This is a genomic window from Salipaludibacillus agaradhaerens, assembly GCF_002019735.1.
In the GTDB taxonomy this organism is placed as follows: domain Bacteria; phylum Bacillota; class Bacilli; order Bacillales; family Salisediminibacteriaceae; genus Salipaludibacillus; species Salipaludibacillus agaradhaerens.
Genome location: NZ_KV917378.1, coordinates 690,636 through 715,215, shown reverse-complemented (window position 1 = coordinate 715,215; position 24,580 = coordinate 690,636). Strand labels below are relative to the sequence as shown.

At 35.7% G+C, this 24,580-nt stretch carries 30 protein-coding genes; 20 read left to right on the top strand and 10 right to left on the bottom strand.

The window, feature by feature from the left end:
• Positions 1-4 precede the first annotated feature (4 nt).
• A complete protein-coding gene (gene recU, locus BK581_RS03315) occupies positions 5-616 on the bottom strand; it encodes a Holliday junction resolvase RecU (protein WP_078579835.1) in 612 nt (203 codons plus the stop codon).
• A gap of 153 nt (positions 617-769) precedes the next feature.
• Between recU and BK581_RS03310 the strand changes: the two genes are divergently transcribed.
• Positions 770-1,741 carry a DUF2515 family protein gene (locus tag BK581_RS03310; RefSeq protein ID WP_169837517.1) on the top strand — a complete coding sequence of 324 codons (972 nt, stop codon included), beginning with the start codon at positions 770-772 and terminating at the stop codon, positions 1,739-1,741.
• A gap of 156 nt (positions 1,742-1,897) precedes the next feature.
• Here BK581_RS03310 and BK581_RS20425 read toward each other — a convergent pair whose 3' ends face one another.
• Positions 1,898-2,032 (bottom strand): hypothetical protein, encoded by a 135-nt coding sequence (locus BK581_RS20425; protein ID WP_257821072.1) that lies wholly within the window; start codon positions 2,030-2,032, stop codon positions 1,898-1,900.
• A 177-nt stretch (positions 2,033-2,209) separates the two neighbouring features.
• Here BK581_RS20425 and BK581_RS03305 point away from each other — a divergent pair, with 177 nt between their 5' ends.
• The 3 genes from BK581_RS03305 to BK581_RS03295 all read left to right on the top strand — a co-directional run bounded on the left by BK581_RS03305 (position 2,210) and on the right by BK581_RS03295 (position 3,672).
• Positions 2,210-2,734: a helix-turn-helix domain-containing protein gene (locus tag BK581_RS03305; RefSeq protein ID WP_078576826.1), complete on the top strand. Its 525-nt coding sequence runs from the start codon at positions 2,210-2,212 to the stop codon at positions 2,732-2,734.
• Between the two features lie 42 nt (positions 2,735-2,776).
• Positions 2,777-3,142 (top strand): YppE family protein, encoded by a 366-nt coding sequence (locus BK581_RS03300; RefSeq protein ID WP_078576825.1) that lies wholly within the window; start codon positions 2,777-2,779, stop codon positions 3,140-3,142.
• A gap of 68 nt (positions 3,143-3,210) precedes the next feature.
• Entirely contained in the window at positions 3,211-3,672 is a 462-nt protein-coding gene (locus BK581_RS03295) for a TcaA NTF2-like domain-containing protein (RefSeq protein ID WP_078576824.1), read from the top strand.
• 64 nt (positions 3,673-3,736) lie between these two features.
• Here the strand turns inward: BK581_RS03295 and cbpA are convergent, their stop codons facing one another.
• The gene (cbpA, locus tag BK581_RS03290) at positions 3,737-4,366 is read right to left on the bottom strand and encodes a cyclic di-AMP binding protein CbpA (RefSeq protein WP_078576823.1); all 630 of its coding nucleotides are present in this window, start codon (positions 4,364-4,366) and stop codon (positions 3,737-3,739) included.
• Positions 4,367-4,537: 171 nt separating this feature from the next.
• On the opposite strand from cbpA, the gene BK581_RS03285 reads away from it, so the two are divergent.
• Both BK581_RS03285 and BK581_RS03280 read left to right on the top strand, forming a co-directional pair.
• Positions 4,538-5,110 (top strand): cysteine hydrolase family protein, encoded by a 573-nt coding sequence (locus BK581_RS03285; protein WP_078576822.1) that lies wholly within the window; start codon positions 4,538-4,540, stop codon positions 5,108-5,110.
• 52 nt (positions 5,111-5,162) lie between these two features.
• Complete coding sequence (locus BK581_RS03280; protein ID WP_078576821.1) at positions 5,163-5,357, top strand: hypothetical protein; 195 nt, start codon at positions 5,163-5,165, stop codon at positions 5,355-5,357.
• 182 nt (positions 5,358-5,539) lie between these two features.
• On the opposite strand, the gene BK581_RS03275 is transcribed toward BK581_RS03280, so the two are convergent.
• A complete protein-coding gene (locus tag BK581_RS03275; RefSeq protein WP_078576820.1) occupies positions 5,540-6,784 on the bottom strand; it encodes a YeeE/YedE family protein in 1,245 nt (414 codons plus the stop codon).
• 182 nt (positions 6,785-6,966) lie between these two features.
• Here BK581_RS03275 and BK581_RS03270 point away from each other — a divergent pair, with 182 nt between their 5' ends.
• Positions 6,967-7,263: a thioredoxin family protein gene (locus BK581_RS03270; protein ID WP_078576819.1), complete on the top strand. Its 297-nt coding sequence runs from the start codon at positions 6,967-6,969 to the stop codon at positions 7,261-7,263.
• Between the two features lie 22 nt (positions 7,264-7,285).
• Positions 7,286-7,702, top strand: coding sequence for a TlpA disulfide reductase family protein (locus tag BK581_RS03265; RefSeq protein ID WP_078576818.1), 417 nt, complete (start codon positions 7,286-7,288; stop codon positions 7,700-7,702).
• 230 nt (positions 7,703-7,932) lie between these two features.
• Here BK581_RS03265 and BK581_RS03260 read toward each other — a convergent pair whose 3' ends face one another.
• Positions 7,933-8,664, bottom strand: a complete 732-nt coding sequence (locus tag BK581_RS03260; protein WP_078576817.1) for a metallophosphoesterase family protein — start codon at positions 8,662-8,664, stop codon at positions 7,933-7,935.
• 142 nt (positions 8,665-8,806) lie between these two features.
• Between BK581_RS03260 and BK581_RS03255 the strand changes: the two genes are divergently transcribed.
• The 4 genes from BK581_RS03255 to BK581_RS03240 all read left to right on the top strand — a co-directional run bounded on the left by BK581_RS03255 (position 8,807) and on the right by BK581_RS03240 (position 12,396).
• Complete coding sequence (locus BK581_RS03255; protein ID WP_078576816.1) at positions 8,807-9,931, top strand: conserved virulence factor C family protein; 1,125 nt, start codon at positions 8,807-8,809, stop codon at positions 9,929-9,931.
• Positions 9,932-10,106: 175 nt separating this feature from the next.
• Positions 10,107-10,319 (top strand): hypothetical protein, encoded by a 213-nt coding sequence (locus BK581_RS03250; protein ID WP_078576815.1) that lies wholly within the window; start codon positions 10,107-10,109, stop codon positions 10,317-10,319.
• A 39-nt stretch (positions 10,320-10,358) separates the two neighbouring features.
• Positions 10,359-10,841: a PH domain-containing protein gene (locus BK581_RS03245; RefSeq protein ID WP_078576814.1), complete on the top strand. Its 483-nt coding sequence runs from the start codon at positions 10,359-10,361 to the stop codon at positions 10,839-10,841.
• On the top strand, positions 10,834-12,396 hold the full coding sequence (locus BK581_RS03240) for a PH domain-containing protein (RefSeq protein ID WP_078576813.1): 1,563 nt from the start codon (positions 10,834-10,836) through the stop codon (positions 12,394-12,396). Before BK581_RS03245 ends, BK581_RS03240 begins: the two co-directional genes overlap by 8 nt.
• A gap of 86 nt (positions 12,397-12,482) precedes the next feature.
• On the opposite strand, the gene BK581_RS03235 is transcribed toward BK581_RS03240, so the two are convergent.
• Complete coding sequence (locus tag BK581_RS03235; RefSeq protein ID WP_169837516.1) at positions 12,483-13,451, bottom strand: DUF2777 family protein; 969 nt, start codon at positions 13,449-13,451, stop codon at positions 12,483-12,485.
• 574 nt (positions 13,452-14,025) lie between these two features.
• On the opposite strand from BK581_RS03235, the gene sigI reads away from it, so the two are divergent.
• Complete coding sequence (sigI, locus tag BK581_RS03230; RefSeq protein ID WP_095995524.1) at positions 14,026-14,766, top strand: RNA polymerase sigma-I factor; 741 nt, start codon at positions 14,026-14,028, stop codon at positions 14,764-14,766.
• Complete coding sequence (locus BK581_RS03225; protein ID WP_078576810.1) at positions 14,767-15,519, top strand: anti-sigma factor domain-containing protein; 753 nt, start codon at positions 14,767-14,769, stop codon at positions 15,517-15,519.
• 85 nt (positions 15,520-15,604) lie between these two features.
• Here BK581_RS03225 and BK581_RS03220 read toward each other — a convergent pair whose 3' ends face one another.
• Both BK581_RS03220 and BK581_RS03215 read right to left on the bottom strand, forming a co-directional pair.
• Positions 15,605-16,537, bottom strand: a complete 933-nt coding sequence (locus BK581_RS03220) for a hypothetical protein (protein ID WP_078576809.1) — start codon at positions 16,535-16,537, stop codon at positions 15,605-15,607.
• Positions 16,538-16,561: 24 nt separating this feature from the next.
• Positions 16,562-17,614, bottom strand: coding sequence for a toxic anion resistance protein (locus BK581_RS03215; protein ID WP_078576808.1), 1,053 nt, complete (start codon positions 17,612-17,614; stop codon positions 16,562-16,564).
• A gap of 499 nt (positions 17,615-18,113) precedes the next feature.
• Between BK581_RS03215 and BK581_RS03210 the strand changes: the two genes are divergently transcribed.
• The 4 genes from BK581_RS03210 (at position 18,114) to BK581_RS03195 (ending at position 20,974) form a co-directional block, all read left to right on the top strand.
• Positions 18,114-18,485 (top strand): hypothetical protein, encoded by a 372-nt coding sequence (locus BK581_RS03210; protein ID WP_078576807.1) that lies wholly within the window; start codon positions 18,114-18,116, stop codon positions 18,483-18,485.
• A gap of 96 nt (positions 18,486-18,581) precedes the next feature.
• Positions 18,582-18,767 (top strand): twin-arginine translocase TatA/TatE family subunit, encoded by a 186-nt coding sequence (tatA, locus tag BK581_RS03205; RefSeq protein ID WP_078576806.1) that lies wholly within the window; start codon positions 18,582-18,584, stop codon positions 18,765-18,767.
• 75 nt (positions 18,768-18,842) lie between these two features.
• Entirely contained in the window at positions 18,843-19,583 is a 741-nt protein-coding gene (gene tatC / locus BK581_RS03200; RefSeq protein WP_078576805.1) for a twin-arginine translocase subunit TatC, read from the top strand.
• A 485-nt stretch (positions 19,584-20,068) separates the two neighbouring features.
• Entirely contained in the window at positions 20,069-20,974 is a 906-nt protein-coding gene (locus BK581_RS03195) for a hypothetical protein (protein WP_078576804.1), read from the top strand.
• A gap of 103 nt (positions 20,975-21,077) precedes the next feature.
• Here the strand turns inward: BK581_RS03195 and BK581_RS03190 are convergent, their stop codons facing one another.
• Together BK581_RS03190 and BK581_RS03185 are read right to left on the bottom strand one after the other, a co-directional pair.
• Positions 21,078-21,749 carry a deoxynucleoside kinase gene (locus BK581_RS03190; RefSeq protein WP_078576803.1) on the bottom strand — a complete coding sequence of 224 codons (672 nt, stop codon included), beginning with the start codon at positions 21,747-21,749 and terminating at the stop codon, positions 21,078-21,080.
• Positions 21,750-21,771: 22 nt separating this feature from the next.
• A complete protein-coding gene (locus tag BK581_RS03185) occupies positions 21,772-22,422 on the bottom strand; it encodes a deoxynucleoside kinase (protein WP_078576802.1) in 651 nt (216 codons plus the stop codon).
• 218 nt (positions 22,423-22,640) lie between these two features.
• On the opposite strand from BK581_RS03185, the gene BK581_RS03180 reads away from it, so the two are divergent.
• Entirely contained in the window at positions 22,641-23,492 is an 852-nt protein-coding gene (locus tag BK581_RS03180) for a DegV family protein (protein WP_078576801.1), read from the top strand.
• A gap of 224 nt (positions 23,493-23,716) precedes the next feature.
• Positions 23,717-24,577 (top strand): patatin-like phospholipase family protein, encoded by an 861-nt coding sequence (locus BK581_RS03175; RefSeq protein ID WP_078576800.1) that lies wholly within the window; start codon positions 23,717-23,719, stop codon positions 24,575-24,577.
• Positions 24,578-24,580 lie beyond the last annotated feature (3 nt).

The window sequence follows — 24,580 nt, the reverse complement described above, 5'->3', positions numbered from 1 at the left end:
CAGGTTAGCATCGATCTATCATTTTATCTATTATTTTAAGGTAATCAATTCGCGGATGATAACCGAATGGAATCAAATGGCCGCGCTCTTCTATTTCTTTTTTCGGAATAGATTTTCGATTTGTGTCTTGCTTATCATAAAACGACATCAGTTCATGAGCTTCTAAGAGATAAACTTCGTCAAGTAGGGAAAATTTTAATAGGGCAAATGCAATACCATTGTGTTGCATCACTTCTTTCATATGTTGTATTTGGTGTTCATGAAAATTTTTCAACGGGAAACTTGTTTTATTTCGTGTTTCTTTAGCTTCAAAATCAATATATCTCCCTTGAAAAACACCGTTGTAATCTGTTGTAGAAGGCTTTTTAAAGTAGGCTTCAGTGACAACAGCAGCACTCCGTTTCGGGTAGTTTACTTTTACAATTTGTAGCGGTGTAGGTTTTTTGTGAATCACTGCTATTTGATGTGCCCTGTAATAATCGTTTGTTTCATTGATATCTTCTTCAAGAGACATTCCGCGATTACTAAAACGGTCATCTTTATTATTGACGTTCTTTTGGCCGGAAAAGATTCGCTTTTTCTCAAATTTTTTTCCGTTGGGGTAACGAATACTCATCTTCATCAGCGTCCTTCTAAAATATACTGTTTCGGATCACTATATCATACCATATCATGATATTTTTAAAATAGACTAATTGAATTAAAAGAGTAAGTTTCAGTTGAGATGGCATGATAAAACCAACGCCAGTTAATTTGAAGGAGGATGGATGTGAACTGCCAGTTTAGTCAACAGACTATCGATTTTATTCAACAGGTCACCTTTAAATATAATCAAGACAATATTTCGAGAACGGCAGCGTATGCTAACTTTTTTATGGCCAATCCAGAGATACGATGGGCTTACTTAGCTCATATGGTTTCACGAAATGCAGGCTGGTCCATGACAGATTTAACGAGTAAGCCTTATAGGACGTTATTATCAAAAGAATGGCGAAGGCGACTATTTATAACTTATGAACGGGCAAACTGGTTAATATTTTCTGATGCCTACCCTCAGTTAATGATTTATCGGCTTTCAAATGATATGAAGCGTCCCTTATTTTATCTTTTACCTGCCTTTTCAGTCTCACACTGGATGATGCGAGAGTGGGAATATTTTTGGTATTATCGCGACATCAATCGATTACTATATGCTCTCATCATCAATGAACAACATGTTATTGACAATCCTATTGTACAGAGCAATCCCTTTAAGAAAACAGTCTTTCAAACATCCATTTTTAAATGGCAGGAGACGCTGCATTTTAATGTCGTTTTATTCCCTGGTTATATGACGCGTTTATATGGCTGTACAGTGAAAGACTTTACGAGTGTGACAGAACGAATTAAGCTCGGAAATCAGCTCTCATGGTTATTATTTCAATCTCCCTGTAAAAAGGAGATTTATCATTACTTTAAAACGGTGCCGTATACAGGGAGCAGACTAATTGATATACGTAGTCACCTCTCAGGTGAAAGAAGCTTACCACTTAGAGTAACTTTCCCTTATATATGGCATGATGATAAACATAGAATAGATTGGTCAAACGATACAAGGTATAAACCCAATAAAGCGTTACATCGTCACGTGAAACGACCTGTCCAATATGATCTTACTAAATGGTATGCTAAAAAACACCATCAAATGCTGATGGCAGCTCAATTAGTAGCTCATGTGAAAAGAAAGCTTAACAATAGTTAAAACAGAAGTCATTCAGTCATATCTGAAGTAAACAAAATGTTAACTGGTCCGATCGTTTAATAGTTGGTATCCAAGGGTTTTAGAAAGGTATTAAAACATAGAGAAGCTGTCTGCAAAAGTTAAAACTTCCGAGACAGCTCATATTATAAAGGGTTATTAGGTTGAGGGTTTGTCTGGCCCTTTCAATTTTTTATCCGGTTGAGATTTAAAATCCGACGACTGATCCTGTTGGTATGAGTGATTCGACTTTTCTTTTTGTTCTCTTGACTGATTTGATTGTTTTTTTGACATAAAATCACCTCCTCCTCGTTATTTTGTAGTGTGCGCTTCATAAATAAAATGATACGAGGCTGATTTTATCCGTATTGTTCTTTCTTTGCCGAATGTGAACTAGTTTTGTCAAGTTGAAAGGGGATTTTAATCGGGAGAGCGAACAGTTGAGTAACTAAGAAATAAGGAGCGATTACTATGGGGAAAAAAAGTTGGAAAACGAGAGAAATTGCCAAAGCTATTCATGTGAACCCGTCAACTGTTCAGCGTTGGATAAAGTATTTTAATCTAGCTCATAAGGTGAATTCTAACGGTCATTTTGAGATGCCGAACGAGACATATGATCAATTAAAAATTATTAATGCACAGATGAAACAGGGGAAAAAATTGAGTGAAGTGTGTTTGGTGGAAGAAGATAAGGTAGGTACTCAAAGTAAAAAAGTGGCGATGATTCCCGCCATACAGGTGGAAAAGAAAATGGAAGAATTATTGAACCAACTGGATCAGTTAGAGAGAAAGGTGCGTAACAAAGCTGATGATGTTGTTGAATATCAAATTCTCCATCAACGGAAGGAAATCAATGAATTAAACCAAATCATTACTCAGTTATCCACACGAATTAACATCCTGGAAGATCAATTAGTTAATAAAAGTACATCATCGGCAGCTCTAAATGAATCGTCTGGGAAAAAAAGACGGTTAGCAGGTATTTTTAGTTTCTAAGCTTTTCTTTATTTGTTACAATGTCCATGAGGTGACTAACATATGTCTAACGAAGAAATAGAACAACTAATGAAAGATACAAATAAATTAAAGGTATTGAATGAACAGGCTTATCATCTTTACCATACATTTGCACAGACAGAAAAAGAGGCTGACTTCTTTCATGATGTGAAACCTTTTGCAGATAAAATCAAAAACGCACTCAAAAGTTGGAAACCCATGGTCTTAAAGTGGATTGGGAAGGAACGCCCCTCTTATTTACATGCTGAACAAATTGATCAGCTAGAAGACAATTTCGAAATCCTTGCTGTCACGTGTTTTCAAAAGGATGCTAAGAAAAAAAAGATCATGGAGCAGTATAAATCAATTGAGTATACATTGTCCCTTGTGGAAAAATCAGATTCTTAAAGTAGTTGCCTGAAAGAAAGGCGCTACTTTTTCTCATGAGATAATAGTGATAAAGAAGGGGTCGTGACGTGAAAAAGTTTATAGTTGGATGGTTAGTTATCCTTATGTTTTTAACTGCTTGTGATGAAGAAGAGATATGGGCAGATTTAGAAAACAAAGCTGATAAAGAATCACTTATAGCCTTTATGTATGAGTATAAAGAAGCTTGGGAAGAAAGCCTAGAGAGCCAATCTTTCTCATTAATGGAGCCTTTTTTTGTAGGAAATAGTCATGTTTACCATATGGAAAGAAGACAACATCAACAATTAATAGGTGAGAGAAAAATAGAAAGATTCGATGAAGCTCTTAATATTCATGTAGAACAGAATCAATTTGAGGAATATAGAGTTCGTTGGGAAGAGGAGGTCACAGTAGAACAATTTGAGTCATCATTTACAGAGTTACGCCAACGACAGTTTTATATCTCTGAAGGAAGTGATGGTTATCGTATTACTGCTATTGAACGAACTGAAGAAGATAAAGAGGGTTAAAGAAGACTGAATATAAAACCTATTGTGGTAGCTTGCGACACAATAGGTTTTAGTAAAGAACTCATTATATCTTTTCAACATCAAAAACACGAAAGCCTTCAGTTTCTAAATGATTAATCATGTTTTGTAGTATGTCATTTGTCGTGCTTTCCGGTAAAGTGATAATCACCCTTCTGAAAAAAGTGCTTTCATTATCTAATGTCATTAAACTTTGAATATTTGTGAACTTTTTGATACTTGCCACAATATTGCTTAAGGCCCCCTGATATTCATGAGTAGAGACTGTTAAGGTGTATCTACCAGATTGTATTCCCCACGAATCTTCCAGTATCTCCATCACGTTAGCATGAGTTAAAATGCCAGCAAATTGATGTTCAGCATTCAGCACTGCCAAATAAGGATATCGTTTAATACGTGAAAAAATACGAAAAAACGATGCTTGTTCTTCAATATGGACCCTTTCGTCATGAATCAATTTTGTTATAGAATCCTCCCATTTAACAGTATCCTTTACAATAGCACGATAAATGTGTTGAATGTAGATATTCCCTTTGAAATAATTACCGGTATCATCAAGAACTGGTATGCAGCGAAAACCGCTGTCTTCAAGTGTTTTTGCCGCTTCTTTAATAGTGAATGTGGTGTCGCAGTAACGAACATTTTCTTTTGGGATGACATTATACTTGATTTTCATAACGTTGCCGAACACTCCTTTGCTTCAATCTTAAAATTAATTATATACGATTATAATCAGAATAAAAACAAAATTCTAAATTTTATCAAACGACCATCAGCGCTTATTTAGGTTGGTCATGGTACAATGGAAATAACAACTTTAGATGTATATGAATGGGGAGGAATAGTTATGAAAGCATTGATAGTGATCGACTACACAAATGATTTTGTTGCAGATGATGGTAAACTGACGTGCGGTGAGAGGGGACAGGCAATTGAAAAAAGGATCACACAATTAACGCAATTGTTTATGGATACAGATGATTTTATTGTGTTTGCTGTTGATGCCCATGACGAAGATGATTCTTATCACCCTGAAACCGCTTTGTTCCCTGCTCATAATATAAGAGGCACAAAAGGCCGTAAATTGTATGGGTTATTAGGGCAATTCGTAGAAGAACTTCCTTCAAAGGAAAAAGAGCATTACTATTGGATGGATAAAACCCGATATAGTGCTTTCGCTGGCACTGATCTTGAACTAAAATTACGTGAAAGAGGTATACAAGACATTCACCTCGTAGGTGTATGCACAGATATTTGTGTATTACATACAGCTGTGGATGCTTATAATAAAGGGTTTAATATTATTGTCCATCAAGACGCCGTAGAGAGCTTTGATCCCACAGGGCATGAATGGGCTCTTCAACACTTCGCCAACACGATTGGTGCAAAAGTTGTAGAAAAATGGGTTGAAGTGAAATAGTCAGATTTAAAAAAGCAAAGTGGGGAAAGGGACATGTAGGAGGGATATAGCCATGGAAATACAAATTATTAGAAAAAAACTTGAAGAAGTGGCGCATATGAGTCAAGAATTAAAAAATACCTACATGAGGTTAAACTCTAATGAAAAGGAAGAATTTAAAATAGGTTATCCGTTTGATGTAGACGTGAATCAGTTTGCTGAAGAGCTATATAAATGGTCTGAAACACAAATGGAAAGAAATAAGTAGTTGTCTTAAAAGCTTATTTTAAAAAGCAAATTAGTATCCGCCGATCTATTTGTCGGCGGATACTTTCATGAGTTGATATACATCCAGTTTTCTTAAAAGTATTTTACTCACTTTATAGTTGAAAGTTTTAGCGTAGCAACCAGCAGTATAACCTACAATGATGAAGACCTTATTTAATGGAGTTAACAGAAAGTATCTTCTTTTTTAGGATTTTGAAGTCCGAAGAATGGACGACATTTTATTGCCAAAAGAGAGCCTAATAAGGCAAAAATCATCCAAATCCACCCGTGGACACTAAAGGAGGCAATGCCGCCAAAGTAAGCACCAATATTACAACCAAACGCTAGCCTCGCGCCATAACCCATGAGAAGTCCGCCGATTACGGAGGCCAAAATGAGTTTTAATGGAATCTTTTTCTTAAAGCTAAACAATCCTCCAGCAGTTGTTGCCATGAAAGCACCAATTATAAGGCCAAAGTTCATAACAGAAGTGGAATCGAAGAAGATGGATTGATCGAGCGATGAGGCACGGGCACCTTGCCAATACCCCCATGATGCCACATCAATTCCAATAAATTGGGCAATTTTAGACCCCCAAAGGGCAAACGCGCCTGTAATTCCCCACGGTTGACCACGTAACATTAACGTTGCGGCATTAAGAACAGCTAAAAGAACTGCGGCGATTAAAATAGGCCAAGAGCCTCTAATGACTCGCTTTATCCCTGTGGCAGTCGGTAAAGGTGCCATTTTAGGCGCTTTTTTTCTTTTAGAAATAACATACGTCAGCACAAAAATGAAGGAAAAAATTAACATTTGTAAAGTCCAGGCTCCAAAATAACCTAATCCCGTATGAGTAGCAAGGGAGATCCCTTCCCAATTCGGCATAGTTTCTGTCCAAAATTCGAAATGCCATGCTCCAAATACTGATCCAATAATAAAGCTGATCAACACAATAATCATAGAAGAGCGCCCACTACCTAGAGAAAATAATGTTCCGGATGCACATCCATTACCGAGCTGCATGCCTATTCCGAATAAAAATGAGCCAACAATAACACTCGTTCCCACAGGAGAAACAAACCCGGTAGGACTTTCTCCAAAAAAACCGACGCCAAAATGAAGTATGGGGGCAAACAAAGTCACTGCTACAGCAAGCATAACCATATGTGCTCGTATTGCTTCACCATTTCCTACAGTTAATAATCGACGAAAAGCTGATGTAAAACCAAACCTTGCATGAAAAAGTGTAAAGCCTAATAGAAGGCCTAAGCCAGATAAAAGGGCCATCTGTGTCCCGGCGATGAATTGACTGATAATGAGGAGCATAATAAACAGCCCGACGCCGAGAAAAAATGGACGTGTTTGCATAGGAGGAAGGGGTATTAAGGAAACCTTTCTCTGTTCTCTTGATGTTGCTTGACTAACCATTGAATCACCTCTAATTTGATAGATATAATAGGAATTACTATAAGATATTAATCTAACATCAGGTTTTTTGTAAAGAAAAACACCTTGCTAGATGTATAAGTTATAATAGAATCAAGTAAACGAAGGTCAAGCTTATGGTAATGAATTACTTAAAAATGGACTAATATGAAAGGAAAGATAACGTGATTACACTTAAGCACAATGGGGAGCTAAACACGGAAAGGACTAAATGGATTTATTTATATACACCTCTGTGTGGGACATGTCAGCTAGCTCGGACATTTATAGAGTTAGCTGAAAAGGCTTATGGAGAGAGTTTTATATATGAATTAGATTTAAATTATTTAAAAAATGATGCGCAATTATGGGGAATTGAAAGTGTCCCATGTCTCGTGAAAATTGTGGAAGGGAAGCCTATAAAGAAATTATATGCATTCGAATCTGTTTCTAATGTATTTGAATTTATATCTACTCATTAACAATTGAGGAGGGAAAGTAAGTATGAAAGCACCTATGTTTACATTAAAAGACCTAAATTCTCATCATCATATGTCATTAAATGATTTTAAAGGAAAGGCCATTCTTTTAACATTTTGGGTTTCATGGTGTCCTGACAGTCAAAGGGACTTAGGTTATAAACAATTGTTATACAATGAGATCAAAACAGATGACTTTGTGCTTTTAATGATAAATGTAACCGGCAGAGAACATAAAAAAGGGGCAGGAGAAAAGTATTATCAAGATAATCACTTTACATTCCCTGCTCTAAAAGACGAAGGGACAAAAGTATATGATCAGTTCCAGTGTATGTCAGTTCCAACAACTTTTTTGTTAAATAAACAGCACATCATAACAGCTACTTTTCATGATAAAGCAACGTTGGCCCAAATGATTGAGAAGATAGGGCATGTTATATAAAATGTTTGTTCATGATTTATCACAGATAAGCGTCCGTAAATCGCTCGGTTCAACATAGAGAGGAGAGCTAACGGACGCTAATGTTCTGATTGAAGGTTCGTTATATAAACGAAACTATGTGATAAGAGTAAGGGGAAATGATATCGTGGAGAGGTATAAATCAGATTGTTTGGTCTATCCCTCCCACACAAATGTTCTTGAAACTTAATTAGTATGTCCTAGCTTCACGGTTAAGGTTTTGAGCCAGTCGTATAAATTTTTTTCACTACTTTTTTAGCGGTTTCTGGATAGTTAGTCTCATCTAAAGCATGGCAAGCTTTTTCTACATCATAGCTAACTCTGCGAAATTGAATGTTAATATCGTTATGAGTACTATCTAGCACTATATACGATGCTCTTACATCACCATCAAAAGGAAGACCTACACTACCAGTATTCATTATTTTTTTCTCAGAAAATGCTCGTAAAAATGGTAAGTGAATATGGCCATAAGCATAATAAGTGGCTCGATTATTTGCCTTTGTGTATACAGAAAACGAGTCATTGTCAGCTTCATTTGAAATAACATCGAATAAACTACTAGGGGTGGCGTGACAAGCATATAATTGTTCTTTATTAGATAAAGGGAGCTCAAGTGTTTCAGGGAGTGTAGATAGATAATTAAGGTCTTCCTCTGTCAATTGCTCTTTAGCCCAGGCTTGCTCCTGTCGCATCATCTCAAAGGCCGGTTCTGGTACTTCACCTTTTTTTATCCCCCGAACAATCCACTCATCTGCATTCCCCTTAATCACTTTAGCTTGCAACTCTCTGATTAAATCAAGGCATTCTTTCGGTTGTGGTCCACGGAAAGAGAGATCGCCCAAAACAGCAACATGTGTTGCGCCAACAATTGAAAGATCGTTAAGAACAGATTTTAACGCTTCTGCATTTCCGTGAATATCAGAAATTAAAGCAAGTTTCATTACGTTTTCTCCTCCTAAATATGATGATGACTTTACTTTAACAAAGATCTATGTAATTGAACAGGCACGTCCGTTGGGTTCATTCATAGTTTTATGATACGATAAAATAAACAAGGCGCACATAGTAGAAAGGGGTATAACCATGAAAATTATTGCAGTTGAACCTACACCGAGTCCGAATACCATGAAGTTCACATTAAATGAGGCACTTCCTCAAGGAAAAGCCAATAACTATACATTAAAACAAAAACAAGATGCACCGCAGTTCGTGAAAGAAATTTTGGACATTGAAGGTGTAAAAGGGGTTTACCATGTAGCAGATTTCATTGCTGTGGAGCGTACGCCAAAAGTTGATTGGAAGGCAATTTTGCCGAAAGTGCGTCATGTTTTTGGCGAACATTCAGAAGAGATAGAAGAAAATTCAGTCGACGAGCATTTCGGTGAAGTCACGGTAAATGTCCAAGAGTTTAAAGGCATTCCTATGCAAGTAAAAGTATCAGATGGGGAACAAGAAGTGAGAGTCGGTTTACCAGAACGTTTTGTTAGTGCTGTAAATAAAGCGACTAAAGAAGATGACAATGTTGTACTGCTTAGGAAGTGGAAAGAGCAGCGTCCACGGTATGGAGAACTTAATCAAGTAGCGAATGAAGTAGCGGAAGAACTCCAGGCAACTTATACAGAGGCTCGATTAGAAGAGCTAGTAAGGAATGCAGATAAAGCTACCGACAGTTCAGCGTTAGAAAAACCAACTCGACAGTGGTTAAAAGTGACAGAAGAGATGCTTGATGAAGATGACTGGAAAAAGCGATTTGCTATTCTTGAACAAATGAACCCAAAAATAGAAGACCTTCCTGTGCTTGAGAAGGCATTAAATGATGAGAAAGCGTCCATCAGACGATTGGCAACGGTTTATATAGGTATGATAGAAGATGAAAAAGTTATGCCATATTTAGAAAGAGCATTAGAGGATAAAACAGTCACAGTGAGAAGAACAGCGGGAGATGCCATGTCGGATATCGGAAGTACAACCGCTATTCCTGCCATGATAAAATCTCTGAAAGATCCGTCAAAACTTGTACGTTGGAGAGCTGCTATGTATTTGTATGAAGTGGGAGATGAACGGGCAGTTCCAGCTTTAAAAGAGGCTCAAGAGGATTCAGAGTTCGAAGTTAGTATGCAAGCCAAACTTGCCCTCGCTAGAATAGAAGGTGGCGAAGAAGCTAAAGGGTCTGTCTGGAAACAAATGACTGAAGTGTTTGACCAGTAACATCTTAATACCGTATTGTTAAATATTGTAGAACTTCATATGTATAGCATTGATAGGGGTGTTCCTGTCAATGCTTTTTTGCTCGTAATGGTCATGAAAAGACGTTATAATAAATGGAAAATACCTGCTGACTATGGTAGCATACAACTATCATAGATAAGTGAGGAGGACTTATATGACACGTGACGAATTGACAGCTGTTTTAGAAAAGAAAGGTATGACAGAAATAATTGAGCTAATTGAAGATGCAGAGAATGGTCATCTAGAAGAATTGGAGTTAGCTCCTTCTTTAGGATTATTAAGAGATGATGAGCTAAATAAGGCAGTGTTAGCTTATCTAGAAGAACAAGGGGTTACCATTATCTATGTAAATGAAGACGATGAATAATGATAGTCATGTTATTTACATAAAAGGAGTTTTACAGCGATGAGACCTAAGCCAGATCAGCCATTAGATTTAAAGACCTTGAAGGTCTGGAAAATAACATCTGCGTTCGGTTCTGTTTTTTATGGTTTATTGCCATTAATCTATTGGGGGCTAAGTCGTATATGGACTTTCCTTCCCATATGGCCAACATACGCCTTAGCTGTGCTGGCCTTTCTTTTTGCTCTTATAAACATTTTTATTATCCAAAAACTACAATGGAATCGGTGGCGTTACAAGATTTATGAGAATGAGATTGAATTAATGTACGGCGTATTTATTCTAAGACGCGTCATTATTCCTATGATTCGGGTTCAACATGTGGATACAAAACAAGGTCCGTTATTCCGCTACTATCGTTTAGCTAGTGTTACTATATCGACAGCTGCAACTGTTCATGAAATACCTGGGCTTACGTTGGAAAAGGCAGATATGCTAAGAGACCATATTGCTCAGTTAGCAAGGGAAGCTGATCCTGATGAATAGTTGGAAAAGACAACATCCTGCTGCTATTTTTATTAGTTTTCTTAGTAGCCTTAAAGAAATCGTTGTTTCTCTCATTGCCGTACTTATTTTTGGTCAGACTCAGGCGTACACATCCTTATTTTATCTCATCTTTTTTTCGGCAATTTTATTCATAGCTCTGTATAGTGGATTTGTTAGTTGGTGGAAATTTTACTATAACCTTCAAGAGGAGGAGCTGTTAATAAAAAAGGGCCTTATTTTTCGCAAAAATCGATTTATAAGGAAAGAACGTATCCAGAGCATAGATATAAACGCGAACATTATTCAGAGATTGTTTCGTCTCGTGGAGCTCCGTATTGAAACTGCTGGCGGTGGTAGTGAGCCAGAGTTTAGTCTTGTAGCATTAAAAAGAGAAGAAGCTCAAAGAATAAAAAAACAGTTATTAAAAAAGAAAACCACGCCTATTAGTCATACTATGGAGCATGAGCAACATATAGCAACATTTCCCCACGCTGAGGACGAGAGTATGTTTGTCCCTGATGAGGAGCATGACAGTCACAATGTGACCTCTCAAACAATAGTGAGTGATGATCTGATTGAGGAAAGGGAAGAGGTAGAAGAACAAGTAGATTTTAAATGGGAGCTTGGAACGAGACGTTTGATTTTGGCCGCGTTAACGTCTAGTGGGGTTGGTATCGCTGCAACCTTTTTGGCAGCAGTTGTATCACAGCTCCCACAATTACTTCCAGAATGGTTATTAGATCACGTGATTGGATGGTTCGTTCATTCCAGTATTCTTTTAATTGCCTCTTTACTTTTAGTGATTCTATTTACAGCATGGTTGTTTACGTTAGTCGGAACGATGTTGAAATATGGTTATTTTATTTTAAAGAAACAAGGAAACGATATCCATATTTCTCGAGGCGTGCTCGAACAAAGGCAGTTGACATTAAATGCAGCTAGAATAACCGGTGTGAGACTTGTTCAGAGCCCTATGCGACAACTGTTCAATGTCGTTTCTATTTATGTTGAAAGTGCAGGCGGAGGTACGAAAGACGAAGATTTGTCTACGATTTTAGTCCCTTTGTGTAAACGCAACGAAGTAAAATATATATTAGAACAGACGGTACCTGAGTTTGCCATTTCTCCTAATTATGAAAGCCTTCCTAAAGAAAGTTTGAGACGCTACATGATCAGATTAGCTATTCCTAGCCTAATTGTAGCCGCAGTAACAACTTATTATTTGCCATATGGGTGGCTCGCTTTTGTGTTACCGATAGTTGGAGCTAGTATTGGATTTGCCCAGTTTAAAACGGCAGGTATCTGTCATAACGAGTATATGCTTTGTTTAAAAACACGAACAATCGCTAAGACAGAAGTTTATTTACCAAAGAAGAGAATTCAGGATATGAGTTCTTCTCAACATCCTTTGCAGAAGCTAGACAATCTTCATACATTAAGTGTCTCAGTATTAACAACGGTGCTTGGAAAAACTTTTACAATGCGTCATGTTAGTCATGAACAGATGGAAAAAAGCTATGGATGGTATTCGTATGAAGAGATGAAAAGAGAATAATAAAAAAACATCAGGCCTCGTCGATGAGATCTGATGTTTTATTTTTCCATTTATTATTTTATTATAGTGAAAGTAAAATTAACGGTTTAATCATTCGATAATTGTGTTGCATAAGTTGTTAAGACTCTTTCTCCTTTATCAGAAGTAAATTCAAATCTGTCAAAGGTAATGTCAGCCTCATCATCACGCATCGTTCTTTCATAATGATGTTGAACGACATATTGATTTGTTTCTGTGGCATAAGAGATAAAATTAACGCCTGAAAAGAATGATTGGTTAAATGAACTAAGCAAATGAATTAGTAGAGAGTTATGGCAATATACTGAATTTTCATGTTCAATTCCTAGTTTTTCTAATCCACGTTCTAGTGCATTTAACGAAGGTTCATCTAACTCATTTAGTAAAATTTTGTAGGGGTCAAACTGTGCTTTATTGAGTCTCACGGTAGAGCCGTGTTTTAATTCAATTTTATCGTGTGATATCGTTTCAAACGTAAATCCTTTTTTGTAATAAGCTGTTTCCCACTCATTATTCACTTTTATTTCAAATTCAAACGGACACCCTTCTAATGAGAGGGATTCACGTTTCTTTTCATCATAAATGTAAAGCTTTCTTCCTTTTTTGACTAATTGATAATAGACGAAAGCATTCTCATAAATGAGATGCTCAGCATTTAATTTTCTTAATTCTTGTTGTAAAAATGACATCCTTTTCTCATAATGACTATTTTCATCTTGAGCTATATCCCATGCTTCTTTAAGAGCAATTGCAAATGATTCGTTAAAGGAGCCATTAAACGGTTTATCTAAAGGTGTAAGTTTACGGCCAGAAACTTTAATCTTTTCATTTTCATCAAAAAGCAAATTAATAGTGTCAAGTGTATCACTACCATCTAAAGAGGGGATTGTTAATACGCCAGTTATACGAACAATTCCTTCCCACGTGGATTGTGGAGGGGTCATAACGTCTAATAATTGTCCCACATACGTTCCTTTATTACCTTCATTGACCGCAATATATTTTCCAATCATTGCCTTAGCTTCTTGTCTATTCATATTAATTCCACTCCTAATTTCATTCATCCCTATGTTTACACAATGATCGGCATGATGTTAGCAATACTTTGCTTGTGTAATTTTACGCTCAAAGAGATATCTCTTCATAGTATACTATCTAACTGATGAAGCCATCAATCTAAAAACATGAGCATATCATGAATTTTCATGTGTTATTTGCGTAAAAGCTTTAATATTTACTGTTCTGACTGTAACAAACTAACAAAACCATGCCCTCATTAAGAGGATGGAGGAAACTTACAAAAAGGCTTACATGCCATTAGTCATAGTTCTTATATCTAATTGTTAACAGTATATTACAAGTGTTACAGTTCTTTCGACACCGTTTCATGATATATATAGCAAGGATTTTTGTCCCTCTAACCACACAATATTGCTATTATTGTAGTGAATCGTCATCCGTTTGTAAAGCGCCTAACATTAAAATGTAATTGATAGTTAGGAGAAACGTCCCCTGTCAGATAAATAATTAATCGTTATGATGTTTAAATGCCCCCCTTAAAAAAAAGGGTAGGGCCGAATAATAATTTTGAACACATGCGGGGTGTTTCCTGTGCTAAAGCGTCTTTTAGCTAAGCCAGATTATAATGAGCAAATAAATAATACAATCGAATTAATACAGTCAGGTAATGTTGAACAAGAAAGTGAATTCATTAATCAATATATTCCATTTATAAGAAAAGTGACAGCAGGAGTGTGTAAAAGGTTTATTAACCCAGATACTGATGATGAGTTTAGTATCGCTTTAATTGCCTTTAGCGAAGCCATTCATCAATATTCATCAGATAAAGGGAGTTCGTTTTTATCCTTTGCCAACCTTGTTATTAGGCGACGTGTTATTGATTACATACGAATGGAACAACGTAGAAGAACGTCGCTCTCTTTTGACTTTAAGGAAGATGACAAAGAAAATATGGAAAACGTTGCAGAGATTTCAGCTTCATTTCAAGACTACTATAAACAACTTGAAAATGATTTAAGACGTGAAGAAATCAATCATTTTAAGAGTAAGTTGCATACATTTGGTATCAGCTTAACTGAAGTAGCAGATCAATGTCCGAAACATCAAGATGCTAGAATGAATATGGTGAATATTGCAAAAATCATTATTCAAGAAGAAGAGGTTCTCTCCTCACTGATGCTTAAGAAACGTTTGCCAGTTAAACAGCTTATGAAATACATGACCATGAGTAGAAAAACAATAGAGAGAAATAGAAAATATATTATCGCTCTTGTTATTGTGCTTCTCGAAGATTATAAGTACTTGAAGGATTATTTGAGGGAGTGGTTATAAATGAAAAAAGGGGTCGTGATGGAAGTCAGGAACAGGCACATTGTCGTCATGACAAAAGACGGTGAATTTATTCGTGCCAAACCTGACGAACATGCACATGTAGGGGAAGAAGTAGAATTTTCTTCTTTTCCTTTATATTCCTTTTATCGTATAGTGGATAAAAAGCTATATAGTATGCCTTTAGCATTTACGCTTATTCTATTATTGTTCCTGCCATTATGGCCTCTAGTCCAACCTTCAAAAGTTCACGGGATTATTTTACTTGATATGAATCCAAGTATTGAAATGGCTGTAAATGAAGAATATGAAGTGTTATACACGTCAAGCTATGATAGAGAAGGTGAAACGTTATTAGCAGATATCGATGCCTCTTTTAAAGGAATGAATGTTAGTCGTGCCACGAACATTATTCTAGAAGAGGGATATGAACAAGGAATATTAAACGACACAAGCTCCGTTTATTTAACATCTCCACGTGCTTTTAATGATCCTGTCATAACAAATCAAATAGGGGATTGGTCGTCTGACTTATCAAATGAGATGGGGTTATCGATTTATTCTGTTTATGTAGAGGATGAATTAGTGGAAAAAGCGAGAAAACAAGCGGTTTCTCCTCTTAAGATGTTGCTATTATCATATTATAATCAAGATGTGTTTGATGATTCATTAAGTGAGCAATATTCAGTTAACGAGCTTATTGATTTAACGGGGGTTCCATTAGAGGAGCTAACGGATGTGACCGTTATTAAATAGCACCTAAAATAGATAACATAACAAAAACAGCCCCCTCACTTCTTAAAAATGGGGGCTGTTTTTGTGTCTCGTATAGTGTGAAACTTTAACTGTTTGACTGGTCTTCTGAGTTGTATCTGAGTTCATTTAGTTTTAACAGATGATTCATGCGATCCATTCTGGTCGATTGTAAATCATTTGCTTGACGTTGCAAGTAAGATGCCATTTGTTTAATCGTTCGCACTGTTTCTTCGTATTTTTCTTGTTTTTGTGAGGCATTTAGCGAGTCATAGGTTTTAAGTAAATTGGGCAAGTCATGTTGAATCATGCGTTTCATGTGGTGTTTTTCTTCTATGTCTAATAAGTGATACTCCTCTCCGCACCGTCGTAGTTCGCGAAGGAGTTCTTGTAAAGCCTTTTCTGTTGTCAAATTAATTTCTTTATAATAGTCAAACGTATGCTCAGCAGACGAAAGAAGTGCTTTTATTTGTGACTTGTCATCTGTTGCAGGAGAAAGCTGTTGTTCTTGAGTAAAGTTAGTTTGATTTTTTATTTCTTCAAGCTTTATATTTTCTCCTGATAGTGATAAATCCAGTCTATGAATATGGTGGAATAAGGATTGAAAAAAAGGATGTTTTCTAATGTTTCTGACAATGGTTTTACCATTATACTGATAGTAAATGGTAGAATCGATAATTTTGCCAAAGCCGTTTTCCATTTTTACATTTTTTCGATAGCTTGTAATGTAAACTCTTTTTTTAATCGTTGAGGACGATTTATTCGTATCCAGGAATTCAGCATGAATTTTCTTTTGCTTAATTTTTATTTTAAAACTAAAACCCTGAATACTACGCTTAAATGTTTTATTTAAGCGGGGGAGCTCTGTCAGCGCAGCAAGATCTGATATAAATTCTTCTGCCTCATAAACGAATTCTTTTGTGTGTTCGTTCATTAAAGCCGGCTCATTTAAAGGTTTCATATAGTTAGGAAGGAGAGGAAGAAGCCAATTTTGCTCCCACAATCTTTCACGCCAGTTCACTCGTTTCACCCCGCATTTACCTTTCTAATTTAACAGCTTACGTTCCATTTGATCATTAAGCTGCTCCATTTCAGTAATAAATTTTTTACTTGATTCAATAATTCGTTCATTGGATTGTTCAGTCATCTCGATAGCTGAATATACATCCTCGTATGCTTTTTTGAAAGTTTCCATCGCTACAGCCGGTTCTTCAAGGGTTTTTAGTGTTTCTTCAGTATTGGATTTAAGCATTTCTGCGTTATTAAGTAACATGGATTCCGTTGTTTTGTTAACATTCTGGACAGCATCAATGACTTTTTTCTGATTGCTGAGAGATAATTGAATGGAAGCAGTCACTGTAATAATGTTTTTTGTCATAGTGATCGCATTAAAAATAGCTTCTTCTAATTTTTCATTGTTCTCAACAATAATATCGACAGAAGCTAATGATTGTTGGAGAACAAGTACGGCCTGTTGCATATTTTTAACTCTTGTTAAAACTTTCTGTTGTCCTTTTTGTATAGGGGTAGGATCTTCTTGCCACTCTTCCTTTGCTAATTCCTTCTCAAGCATGATATTCAGTTCTTTACCAACTTGTATTTGTTCGTTTAATCCTTTGATTCTTTCTCGAGCAACCCCTTTTAATTGATGGAGCATAACTGTGTCTTCTTGTAAGCGATCTTTTCCGTGTAATAAAGCCTCAATAATAGTCTCTACTTCACTCTCAATGGATTGATATTTTTGAGCATATTTCTCAACGGGGCTTCGACGGATCAATTTTGTTAGAAATTGCTTGAATCGTCCTTCTTGTAAATAATTAGGTTCAAGTTCACCAACTACTTCTTTTAATTTTGAAAGCTGTTCAGGTAAATCGTGGTTTGGTTCATTCATCATATCGCTGACAGGGCGTTTTAATGCTTCAAGAGATTCACCAGCTTTCTCTTGTTCTTGGGCGCCAAGCTTACCGATCGAGTTTAAAATATCATGGATATTTTGCTCTGTCTCTGTACTGGTATGGTCAGACTCTTGTCTTGATGATTGTAACGGTGTCAAGTTTGTGTCATTTTCAGTAGAATCAAATTTATTATTATCATTCATAATATATACCTCCATTTTTTTGAGGAAGAGTCACCTTATCACATTATTTACGAGTTAAACGCATTAAAGTTTCAATTATATACTATCACTACCCTAAATTATACAGGTATCAAACGAATGACACAATTGAACTTCACAAACTGATCAAAATAGACTAAATCAGATAGTGCTAACAAAATGTTTGGTAGACATCAGGTAGTATTACCTATCAACTCAGTGGATAAGGTATAAAGTCCTAATTTTTATTTTATACTTATACATCAACGAATGATAGCGTTAACAAGTAACTTAATGACTATTTAGAAAGAATTTCACCTTGAACTATGCTTAACTTATATGATACAAAAGATATAAGAGTAGTCATAGAGTGTAGTATAAAAGTTGTTGTTAATGTATTAAGTCATGTTTAACTAAAGAAATGAATTATACACTTTATAGTTGATTAATTACGTACAATAAAATGCTATTAAGAGAGAATATGTGAGAAAGAGTGATGACAATGAAAAAATGGCTTACCTTAGGTGTATTGAGCGTTCTAATGGTTTCTGTATGGGGAGTATTATTATCATTTATGTTTAGTAGCGATAGTGCTTCCAATTCTGAAGCAATTGAAGAGGCGGATGAAGCGTTAGAAATGCCATCTTACGGTGTTGTTGAAGATGATGAAATAATCGTTGAAGAGATTGAAAAGGATGAAGTTACCACAATTGAAGATAGTGCAGAAGAGTCAAATGATGTGATTGATGAATGGAACTTTACCGGTAAATCTGTAAGCACTGTAGATGTCACGGTTAGAGAAGGTGACGGTATCGGTTATGGAAAAGGAGTTCCTATCGATGAGTTATTAGAAGGATTCTCTATAAGTAAGTAATTTTAAAATGATTTTAACATGTCCATAGTAAAATACGTTAAAACCCCTTATAATAGACAGAGAGTAAGAAATTCTGTCGAGAGGGGTTTTAATTGTATGTTATCTAATATTGGCATCCCTAGCCTTTTATTAATATTGGTCATCGCTTTAGTTATTTTTGGACCGAAAAAATTACCTGAAATCGGTAAAGCAATGGGACAAACACTCAAAGAATTTAAAAATTCCACAAAAGAGCTAACTAAAGAAGATGACGAGACAAATCATGATCGTAAAAACGATTAGTCATGAGAGTAGATTGTAGAGAGATGTGAGGTGAGATCTATCTGACATCTTTGTCGTATTTAAGGAGAGTCCAGTATGACAGAAGAAAATATGAATGTTCTTGACCATTTAGAAGAATTGCGTAAACGAATTTTAATTATACTCACTGCTTTCCTTTTGATATTTATAAGTGTGTTCATTTTTATCAGAGACATATATGGTTGGTTCACACATGGGTTAGATATGCCTCTAGCTGTGTTAGGCCCTTTAGATATTGTGGTTATATATTTTTCGTTGGCAGCGGTCATTGCTCTTGCCTTAACTGTACCTGTGGTGGTGCTTCAAATCTGGCTTTTTGTAAAGCCTGCGTTAACAGTTAAAGAAAGAAAAGTTACTGCTTTATACATACCTGCTTCTTTTTTATTATTTATTGGCGGATTAGCTTTCGGTTATTTTGTTGTTATGCCACTCGTACTTAATTTTTTATTAGAGTTAGGTACAGGGACGTTTGAAATTATGCTAACTGCAGATAAGTACTTTCAATTTGTTCTAAGGATGACAGTGCCGTTTAGTATTTTGTTTGAAATGCCTCTTGTTATTATGTTTTTAACAAGTGTGGGGATGATGACGCCGGCAGCCATGAAGAAAAATCGAAAATATGCTTATTTTGCTATTGTTGTCGTGAGTGTCGTCATTTCACCACCGGATTTTATTTCTGATGTGCTCGTGATAATTCCTTTAATTTTGCTATATGAAATAAGCATCAACCTATCAGCTATTATTTACAGGCGACGACTTAAACGAGAACAAAATGAAAACACACCGGTTGTTAAGTAGCAGCTAGCTAGTTATTTATAAACCCTTTTTATTGGAAAATAGAGAGGCACTCATCTCAATATTGGGATGAGTGCCTCTCTTTATGTTTATGCCACTAAACTTTACCGATGATTTTCGATATAACTAGCTTATCTTAGGCATTATCTCTGTTTGTGGAGAAAAACGGATTGAAGAAGTAGCTGATTTTGCATTTTTAACAGAATGAAGATTGAAGCGAGTAGAGACGTAAGAGAAAAAACTACGTTCACAATCAAAAAAACGAAACAGCACACCCTTCTAGTGTAACAAACATTAATATTGGTTGTGCCAACCTAGGAAATAGGCTAACGATAAAATGTGGTCTTGAATTAAACGATCAAGGAGCTATGTTGCACACAATCGTCATAGTATTTTCAAGATATCGCCATTAAATAAAGCTCAAAATGGCTATTTTTATAAGAAAATAATACTATACCAGTAGAAATTTTTAATGAGGGGGAAGTTAGATGACTTTACAGCCGAAAAATATGCTGAATAGGCTGTTAAAAAGCCTCCTTGTGTCTTTTGTGTGTATTATTGTTCTTAGCATTATCATTAACTTGACTGCAATCAAGCTGCCTATTCTTACAGAAGCGTCTTATGAAAGGTACCTTATTTTATTTTTATACCTCATTGTGATGATTTTTTATGTTAGCTTGTTATTTGATCAACTGTACCTTTCACAAAAGGCTAAAGGGATTAGTTTATTTTTCTATTTGTTTATAATGACAGGAAGTCTTCAACTTTTAGAAAGCCTTGTAGCACAAATTAATGTGCAACCTAAAGCAATAGTCGACGTCATAGTTTATACGTTAGTTATCACATCTTTTACAGTACTTATTTTTAGATACTACGGAAAAGGAGCAGAAAGTTACACGAAAAGAATAAAAAACTACTTTAGTCATCAACACATTTCAAAGTGGCTTCTTAAATGTATCTACGCAATCTTTTTATTATTTATAGCACATTATTTAATAAACAGTATGCTTACACCATTTATAGAGCCATATTATAACGGTCGATACGCTAACATTTTGAAAATGTCACATCATGCTGAAGATGTGAAGTATGTTTCTATGCTAACTCATGCACTTGTTATGGTGGTTGGGTTCCAACCTTTATTTGCATTCTGGAAGGGTTCTAAAACATCGCTTTTGTTTTGGTTTGGGTTTCCGTTATTTATCATTTTGGCCTTTCAGCCATTTATTTTTAATGTGCACTGGCCACTTGGTTTTAGATTTCCACTATTTATAGAAGAAACCTTAATTATGTATATTCATGCCATCATTCTCGTCCATCTGTTTTATGTACCAGATGAAACGCATAAAGAGGAGGAACTCGTGAAGAGTAAACTTAGCATGTCTAATTGGTAAAGGGATTTTGAAAGTTCATATTGGATAGGTAATAAAAATAGAGAGTGTCTCATCGGCTACGAAAAAGTGAGACACTCTCTTAATTTTGTTGAAAAAAGATTTATTATGTGAGTTTTAAGTAAGTTAATTGATCATCGTTTTTTAATTGTTCAATACCCTTTACAATGGTTTTTACAGAGTAGGGATCATGGCAATCATAATGATCGATGTCAAGGTGAAGAATTGGCGCCTCTTTAAATTCAGAAATCCACTGGCTATATCTGTCATATAAATTTTCCCAAAAAGCAATATCTGTGTTGATTTCCATATCACGTCCACGCCTATGAATACGTTTCATAATACTATCGAAATGACCATCAATATATATAAGGACGTCTGGCTTGGGGAAATAGGGAGACATGACCATTGCTTCGAATAAAGACCGATACGTATCATAATCTCTATCTGACATATTTCCTTGATCATATTGAAGTTTTGCAAAAATACCTACATCCTCATAGATACTTCTATCTTGGACATAACCTAAACCTTCTTCATGCATTTTCTTTTGTTGCTTGTACCTTTCTGCAAGGAAATATATCTGTAAATGAAACGACCATTTTTTAAAATCACTGTAGTAATCTTCAAGATAAGGGTTACCATCTACTTTTTCAAAAGCTGCTTTAAAGCCTAAAGCTTCTGACAACACATTAGTTAGCGTTGATTTCCCAACACCGACAGTACCTGCTAATGTAATGAGAGCTCCAGGAGGAACATTGTGAGTCAATTTTGTCATATTTGCACTCCATTCAATCTATTTAAAATAATGCTCTTTTTTGTTTTAACGCCACATCAACTTGGTCAAGGATACGTAGAAAATCATCAGGCCGTTCTACAAAATCCATGCTATCTCCATTTATTGAAATGATCGGAATGTCAGGATACACACGGGAATGTTCTTTCATGAATTGCTTATAATCTGCAGATAATTGCTGTAAATAGTCAGGTTCCATTGACTGCTCCATTTCTCTACCACGGCGTTTTATTCTATCCATTAAAGTAGAGAGACTAGCATTCAAATAAATGATAATATTCGGTTTAGGGAGATCGTCAGTCAAAATGTTGTAGATACGATCATATTTATCAAAATGATGGGATTTTAATGTTTGTTTTGCGAATAAATGATTTTTAAAAATATGATAATCACTAATAACGGGGTGACCTTTTGCTAAAAATCGCTCATATGTATCTTCCAATTGTTTAAATCGATTACAGAGAAAGAACATTTCTGTTTGAAAGCTCCATTCCTCAATATCTTCATAAAATTTTGAAAGAAAAGGATTCTCATCAACAATTTCCTTTAAAATATAATAATTATAATGATCAGCTAACTTCGTCGCCAATGATGTTTTCCCAACACCGATAGGACCTTCAATGGCGATGAATGGAGCATCAAACTGGTGGCTCAATACTCGGACCCTCCTTATAACACGTTAATAAATTAAAAAACAAGCAATTTATATTCTACCATAAAATTTATTTAGTATTAAGAAAGATGTATGGGAGTCACTATGATGAGTCAGGGGATTGGCAATATTTCTTTTTAATCTTTCAAGACAATACTTAACAACGAGAAGGATATATAGTATGATTGATTCAGTATTTTGTAGTCTAAAGGGGTGCTCACGTGAGTAAAAAGGTGAAAATTGTAACAGATTCAACATTAGATATACCTAAGGAAGCCATAGAAGAATTAGGAATAACGATTGTTCCTCTCTCAGTCACAGTAGATGGGAAATCCTATCTCGATGGTGTGGACGTTACATCTAGTGAATTTGTTGAATTGTTAGTTAATTCTAAAGACATTCCCCAAAGTTCACAGCCTTCTGCAGGTTCTTTTTTAGAAGTTTACGATGAGCTTGGTAAAGATGGCTCGTCAATTATTTCAATCCACATGACAAGTGGTATGAGTGGGACGGTTGCCTCAGCTCGCACAGCAGCTGACATGACTGAAGCTGATGTCACGGTAGTGGATTCTCAATTTATCTCCATAGCATTGAGCTTTCAGGTTAAGGAAGCTGCACGTCTTGCAAATGAAGGGAAAAATGTTGAAGAAATTATTGAACGATTAAATGACGTGAGAAAGAACAGTTCATTATATATTATGGTTGATACACTTGAGTATTTATTAAAAGGTGGTCGCATAGGGAGAGGACGTGCTCTCGTAGGATCGTTACTTAAAATTAAGCCGATCGCCTCGTTAGAAGATGGTGTTTATACACCTGTTACTAAAGTGAGAACACATTTACAAATGATTAATTTTATGAAGAAAAAGTTTCAAGAGGAAGCAGCAGGAAAAATTGTAAAAGGAATCGGTATTGCCCAAGTAGAAGCACAAGATCTTGCTAGACAAGTAAAAGAAGCAATTAAGGAAGTATCTGGGTTCGAGGATATTTCCATCATTGAAACAACGCCTATTGTGAGTACACATACAGGGCCTGGAGCTCTAGCTTTAATGTACTATTTTGATGAAAAGTAATAAAGCATATTAAACTATTTTAAGCTGACTTTATGTCAGCTTTTTTTGTAGCTTTTACCCTCAAAGTCGGTAGAAGGGATTGAGGGCCTGTGTGGTGTGTGAATTGGCAGAGGTGATAAATAGTAGCCTTCAGGTAGAGAATTTAATTTCTCTTTGAGTGTCCTGAATTGAGCTAAGATTATCATTTCGTTACAATAAGCCTTATAGATGATAAGGAGGATGAAATGACGTTGGATAAAACTGGATTAGTTTTAGAAGGAGGGGGGATGAGAGGTGTATTTACAGGTGGTATTCTTGAATTTTTTATGGATAACGACATCCACTTTCCCTATATTGTTGGGGTTTCTGCTGGTGCTTGTAACGCTGCTTCATATGTGTCACGTCAACCAGGAAGAAATAAAGCCATTACAGTAGAATATGCCAATCATCCCGATTATATTTCTTATAAGAGGCTTTTCCGTTCAGGTGAATTATTTAATATGGATCTCATATTCGAGCAAATACCTAACAAAGAAAACCCTTTTGATTACTATCGTTTCTTTCAATCTAAACAAAAATTTTATGTAGGGGTGACTGATTGTCGTACGGGAGAAACTGTGTATTATGAGAAAACAGAAATTAAAGAAGAGTTCAACAAAGTTTTACGGGCCTCTTCATCATTACCATTTGTAGCTCCTGTGGTTACCTACAAAAACCGTATACTACTTGATGGAGGTATAAGCGATCCCATTCCTGTCAAGCAATCGATTAAAGCAGGAAATGAGAAGCACATTATAATTTTAACGCAATGCAGAGGTTATGTTAAAAAACCTGCGAAACGCGGTATGTGGTATTTTTCTCGAAAATATAAACAATATCCAGGTTTAGTAGACGTGGTTAAAGAACGGTCAACTGTTTATAATCAGACATTGGCAACAGTTGATAAGCTTGAACAAGAAGGTAAAGCTTTCGTGTTTAGACCATTGAATTTACAAAGCGTAAGTCGTACTGAAAGGCGTAAAGATAGATTAGAAGCGTTGTATAATCATGGTTATAAACAAGCAGCTGAACGTCTTGAGGAATTAAAGCATTTTCTTCAACTCTAAATA

What these genes read in the sequence shown, in the direction of transcription:
- BK581_RS03250 (WP_078576815.1), top strand. Translation starts at nt 10,107, where the DNA reads ATGACACGTGACGAATTGACAGCTGTTTTAGAAAAGAAAGGTATGACA.
- BK581_RS03260 (WP_078576817.1), bottom strand. Translation starts at nt 8,664, where the DNA reads ATGAAACTTGCTTTAATTTCTGATATTCACGGAAATGCAGAAGCGTTA.
- BK581_RS03215 (WP_078576808.1), bottom strand. Translation starts at nt 17,614, where the DNA reads ATGAATGATAATAATAAATTTGATTCTACTGAAAATGACACAAACTTG.
- tatA (WP_078576806.1), top strand. Translation starts at nt 18,582, where the DNA reads ATGTTATCTAATATTGGCATCCCTAGCCTTTTATTAATATTGGTCATC.
- BK581_RS03190 (WP_078576803.1), bottom strand. Translation starts at nt 21,749, where the DNA reads ATGACAAAATTGACTCACAATGTTCCTCCTGGAGCTCTCATTACATTA.
- cbpA (WP_078576823.1), bottom strand. Translation starts at nt 4,366, where the DNA reads ATGAAAATCAAGTATAATGTCATCCCAAAAGAAAATGTTCGTTACTGC.
- BK581_RS03240 (WP_078576813.1), top strand. Translation starts at nt 10,834, where the DNA reads ATGAATAGTTGGAAAAGACAACATCCTGCTGCTATTTTTATTAGTTTT.
- BK581_RS03300 (WP_078576825.1), top strand. Translation starts at nt 2,777, where the DNA reads ATGTCTAACGAAGAAATAGAACAACTAATGAAAGATACAAATAAATTA.
- BK581_RS03280 (WP_078576821.1), top strand. Translation starts at nt 5,163, where the DNA reads ATGGAAATACAAATTATTAGAAAAAAACTTGAAGAAGTGGCGCATATG.
- recU (WP_078579835.1), bottom strand. Translation starts at nt 616, where the DNA reads ATGAGTATTCGTTACCCCAACGGAAAAAAATTTGAGAAAAAGCGAATC.
- BK581_RS03305 (WP_078576826.1), top strand. Translation starts at nt 2,210, where the DNA reads ATGGGGAAAAAAAGTTGGAAAACGAGAGAAATTGCCAAAGCTATTCAT.
- BK581_RS03255 (WP_078576816.1), top strand. Translation starts at nt 8,807, where the DNA reads ATGAAAATTATTGCAGTTGAACCTACACCGAGTCCGAATACCATGAAG.
- BK581_RS03235 (WP_169837516.1), bottom strand. Translation starts at nt 13,451, where the DNA reads ATGAATAGACAAGAAGCTAAGGCAATGATTGGAAAATATATTGCGGTC.
- BK581_RS03285 (WP_078576822.1), top strand. Translation starts at nt 4,538, where the DNA reads ATGAAAGCATTGATAGTGATCGACTACACAAATGATTTTGTTGCAGAT.
- BK581_RS03265 (WP_078576818.1), top strand. Translation starts at nt 7,286, where the DNA reads ATGAAAGCACCTATGTTTACATTAAAAGACCTAAATTCTCATCATCAT.
- BK581_RS20425 (WP_257821072.1), bottom strand. Translation starts at nt 2,032, where the DNA reads ATGTCAAAAAAACAATCAAATCAGTCAAGAGAACAAAAAGAAAAGTCG.
- BK581_RS03195 (WP_078576804.1), top strand. Translation starts at nt 20,069, where the DNA reads ATGACTTTACAGCCGAAAAATATGCTGAATAGGCTGTTAAAAAGCCTC.
- tatC (WP_078576805.1), top strand. Translation starts at nt 18,843, where the DNA reads ATGACAGAAGAAAATATGAATGTTCTTGACCATTTAGAAGAATTGCGT.
- BK581_RS03175 (WP_078576800.1), top strand. Translation starts at nt 23,717, where the DNA reads ATGACGTTGGATAAAACTGGATTAGTTTTAGAAGGAGGGGGGATGAGA.
- BK581_RS03210 (WP_078576807.1), top strand. Translation starts at nt 18,114, where the DNA reads ATGAAAAAATGGCTTACCTTAGGTGTATTGAGCGTTCTAATGGTTTCT.
- BK581_RS03275 (WP_078576820.1), bottom strand. Translation starts at nt 6,784, where the DNA reads ATGGTTAGTCAAGCAACATCAAGAGAACAGAGAAAGGTTTCCTTAATA.
- BK581_RS03245 (WP_078576814.1), top strand. Translation starts at nt 10,359, where the DNA reads ATGAGACCTAAGCCAGATCAGCCATTAGATTTAAAGACCTTGAAGGTC.
- BK581_RS03225 (WP_078576810.1), top strand. Translation starts at nt 14,767, where the DNA reads ATGAAAAAAGGGGTCGTGATGGAAGTCAGGAACAGGCACATTGTCGTC.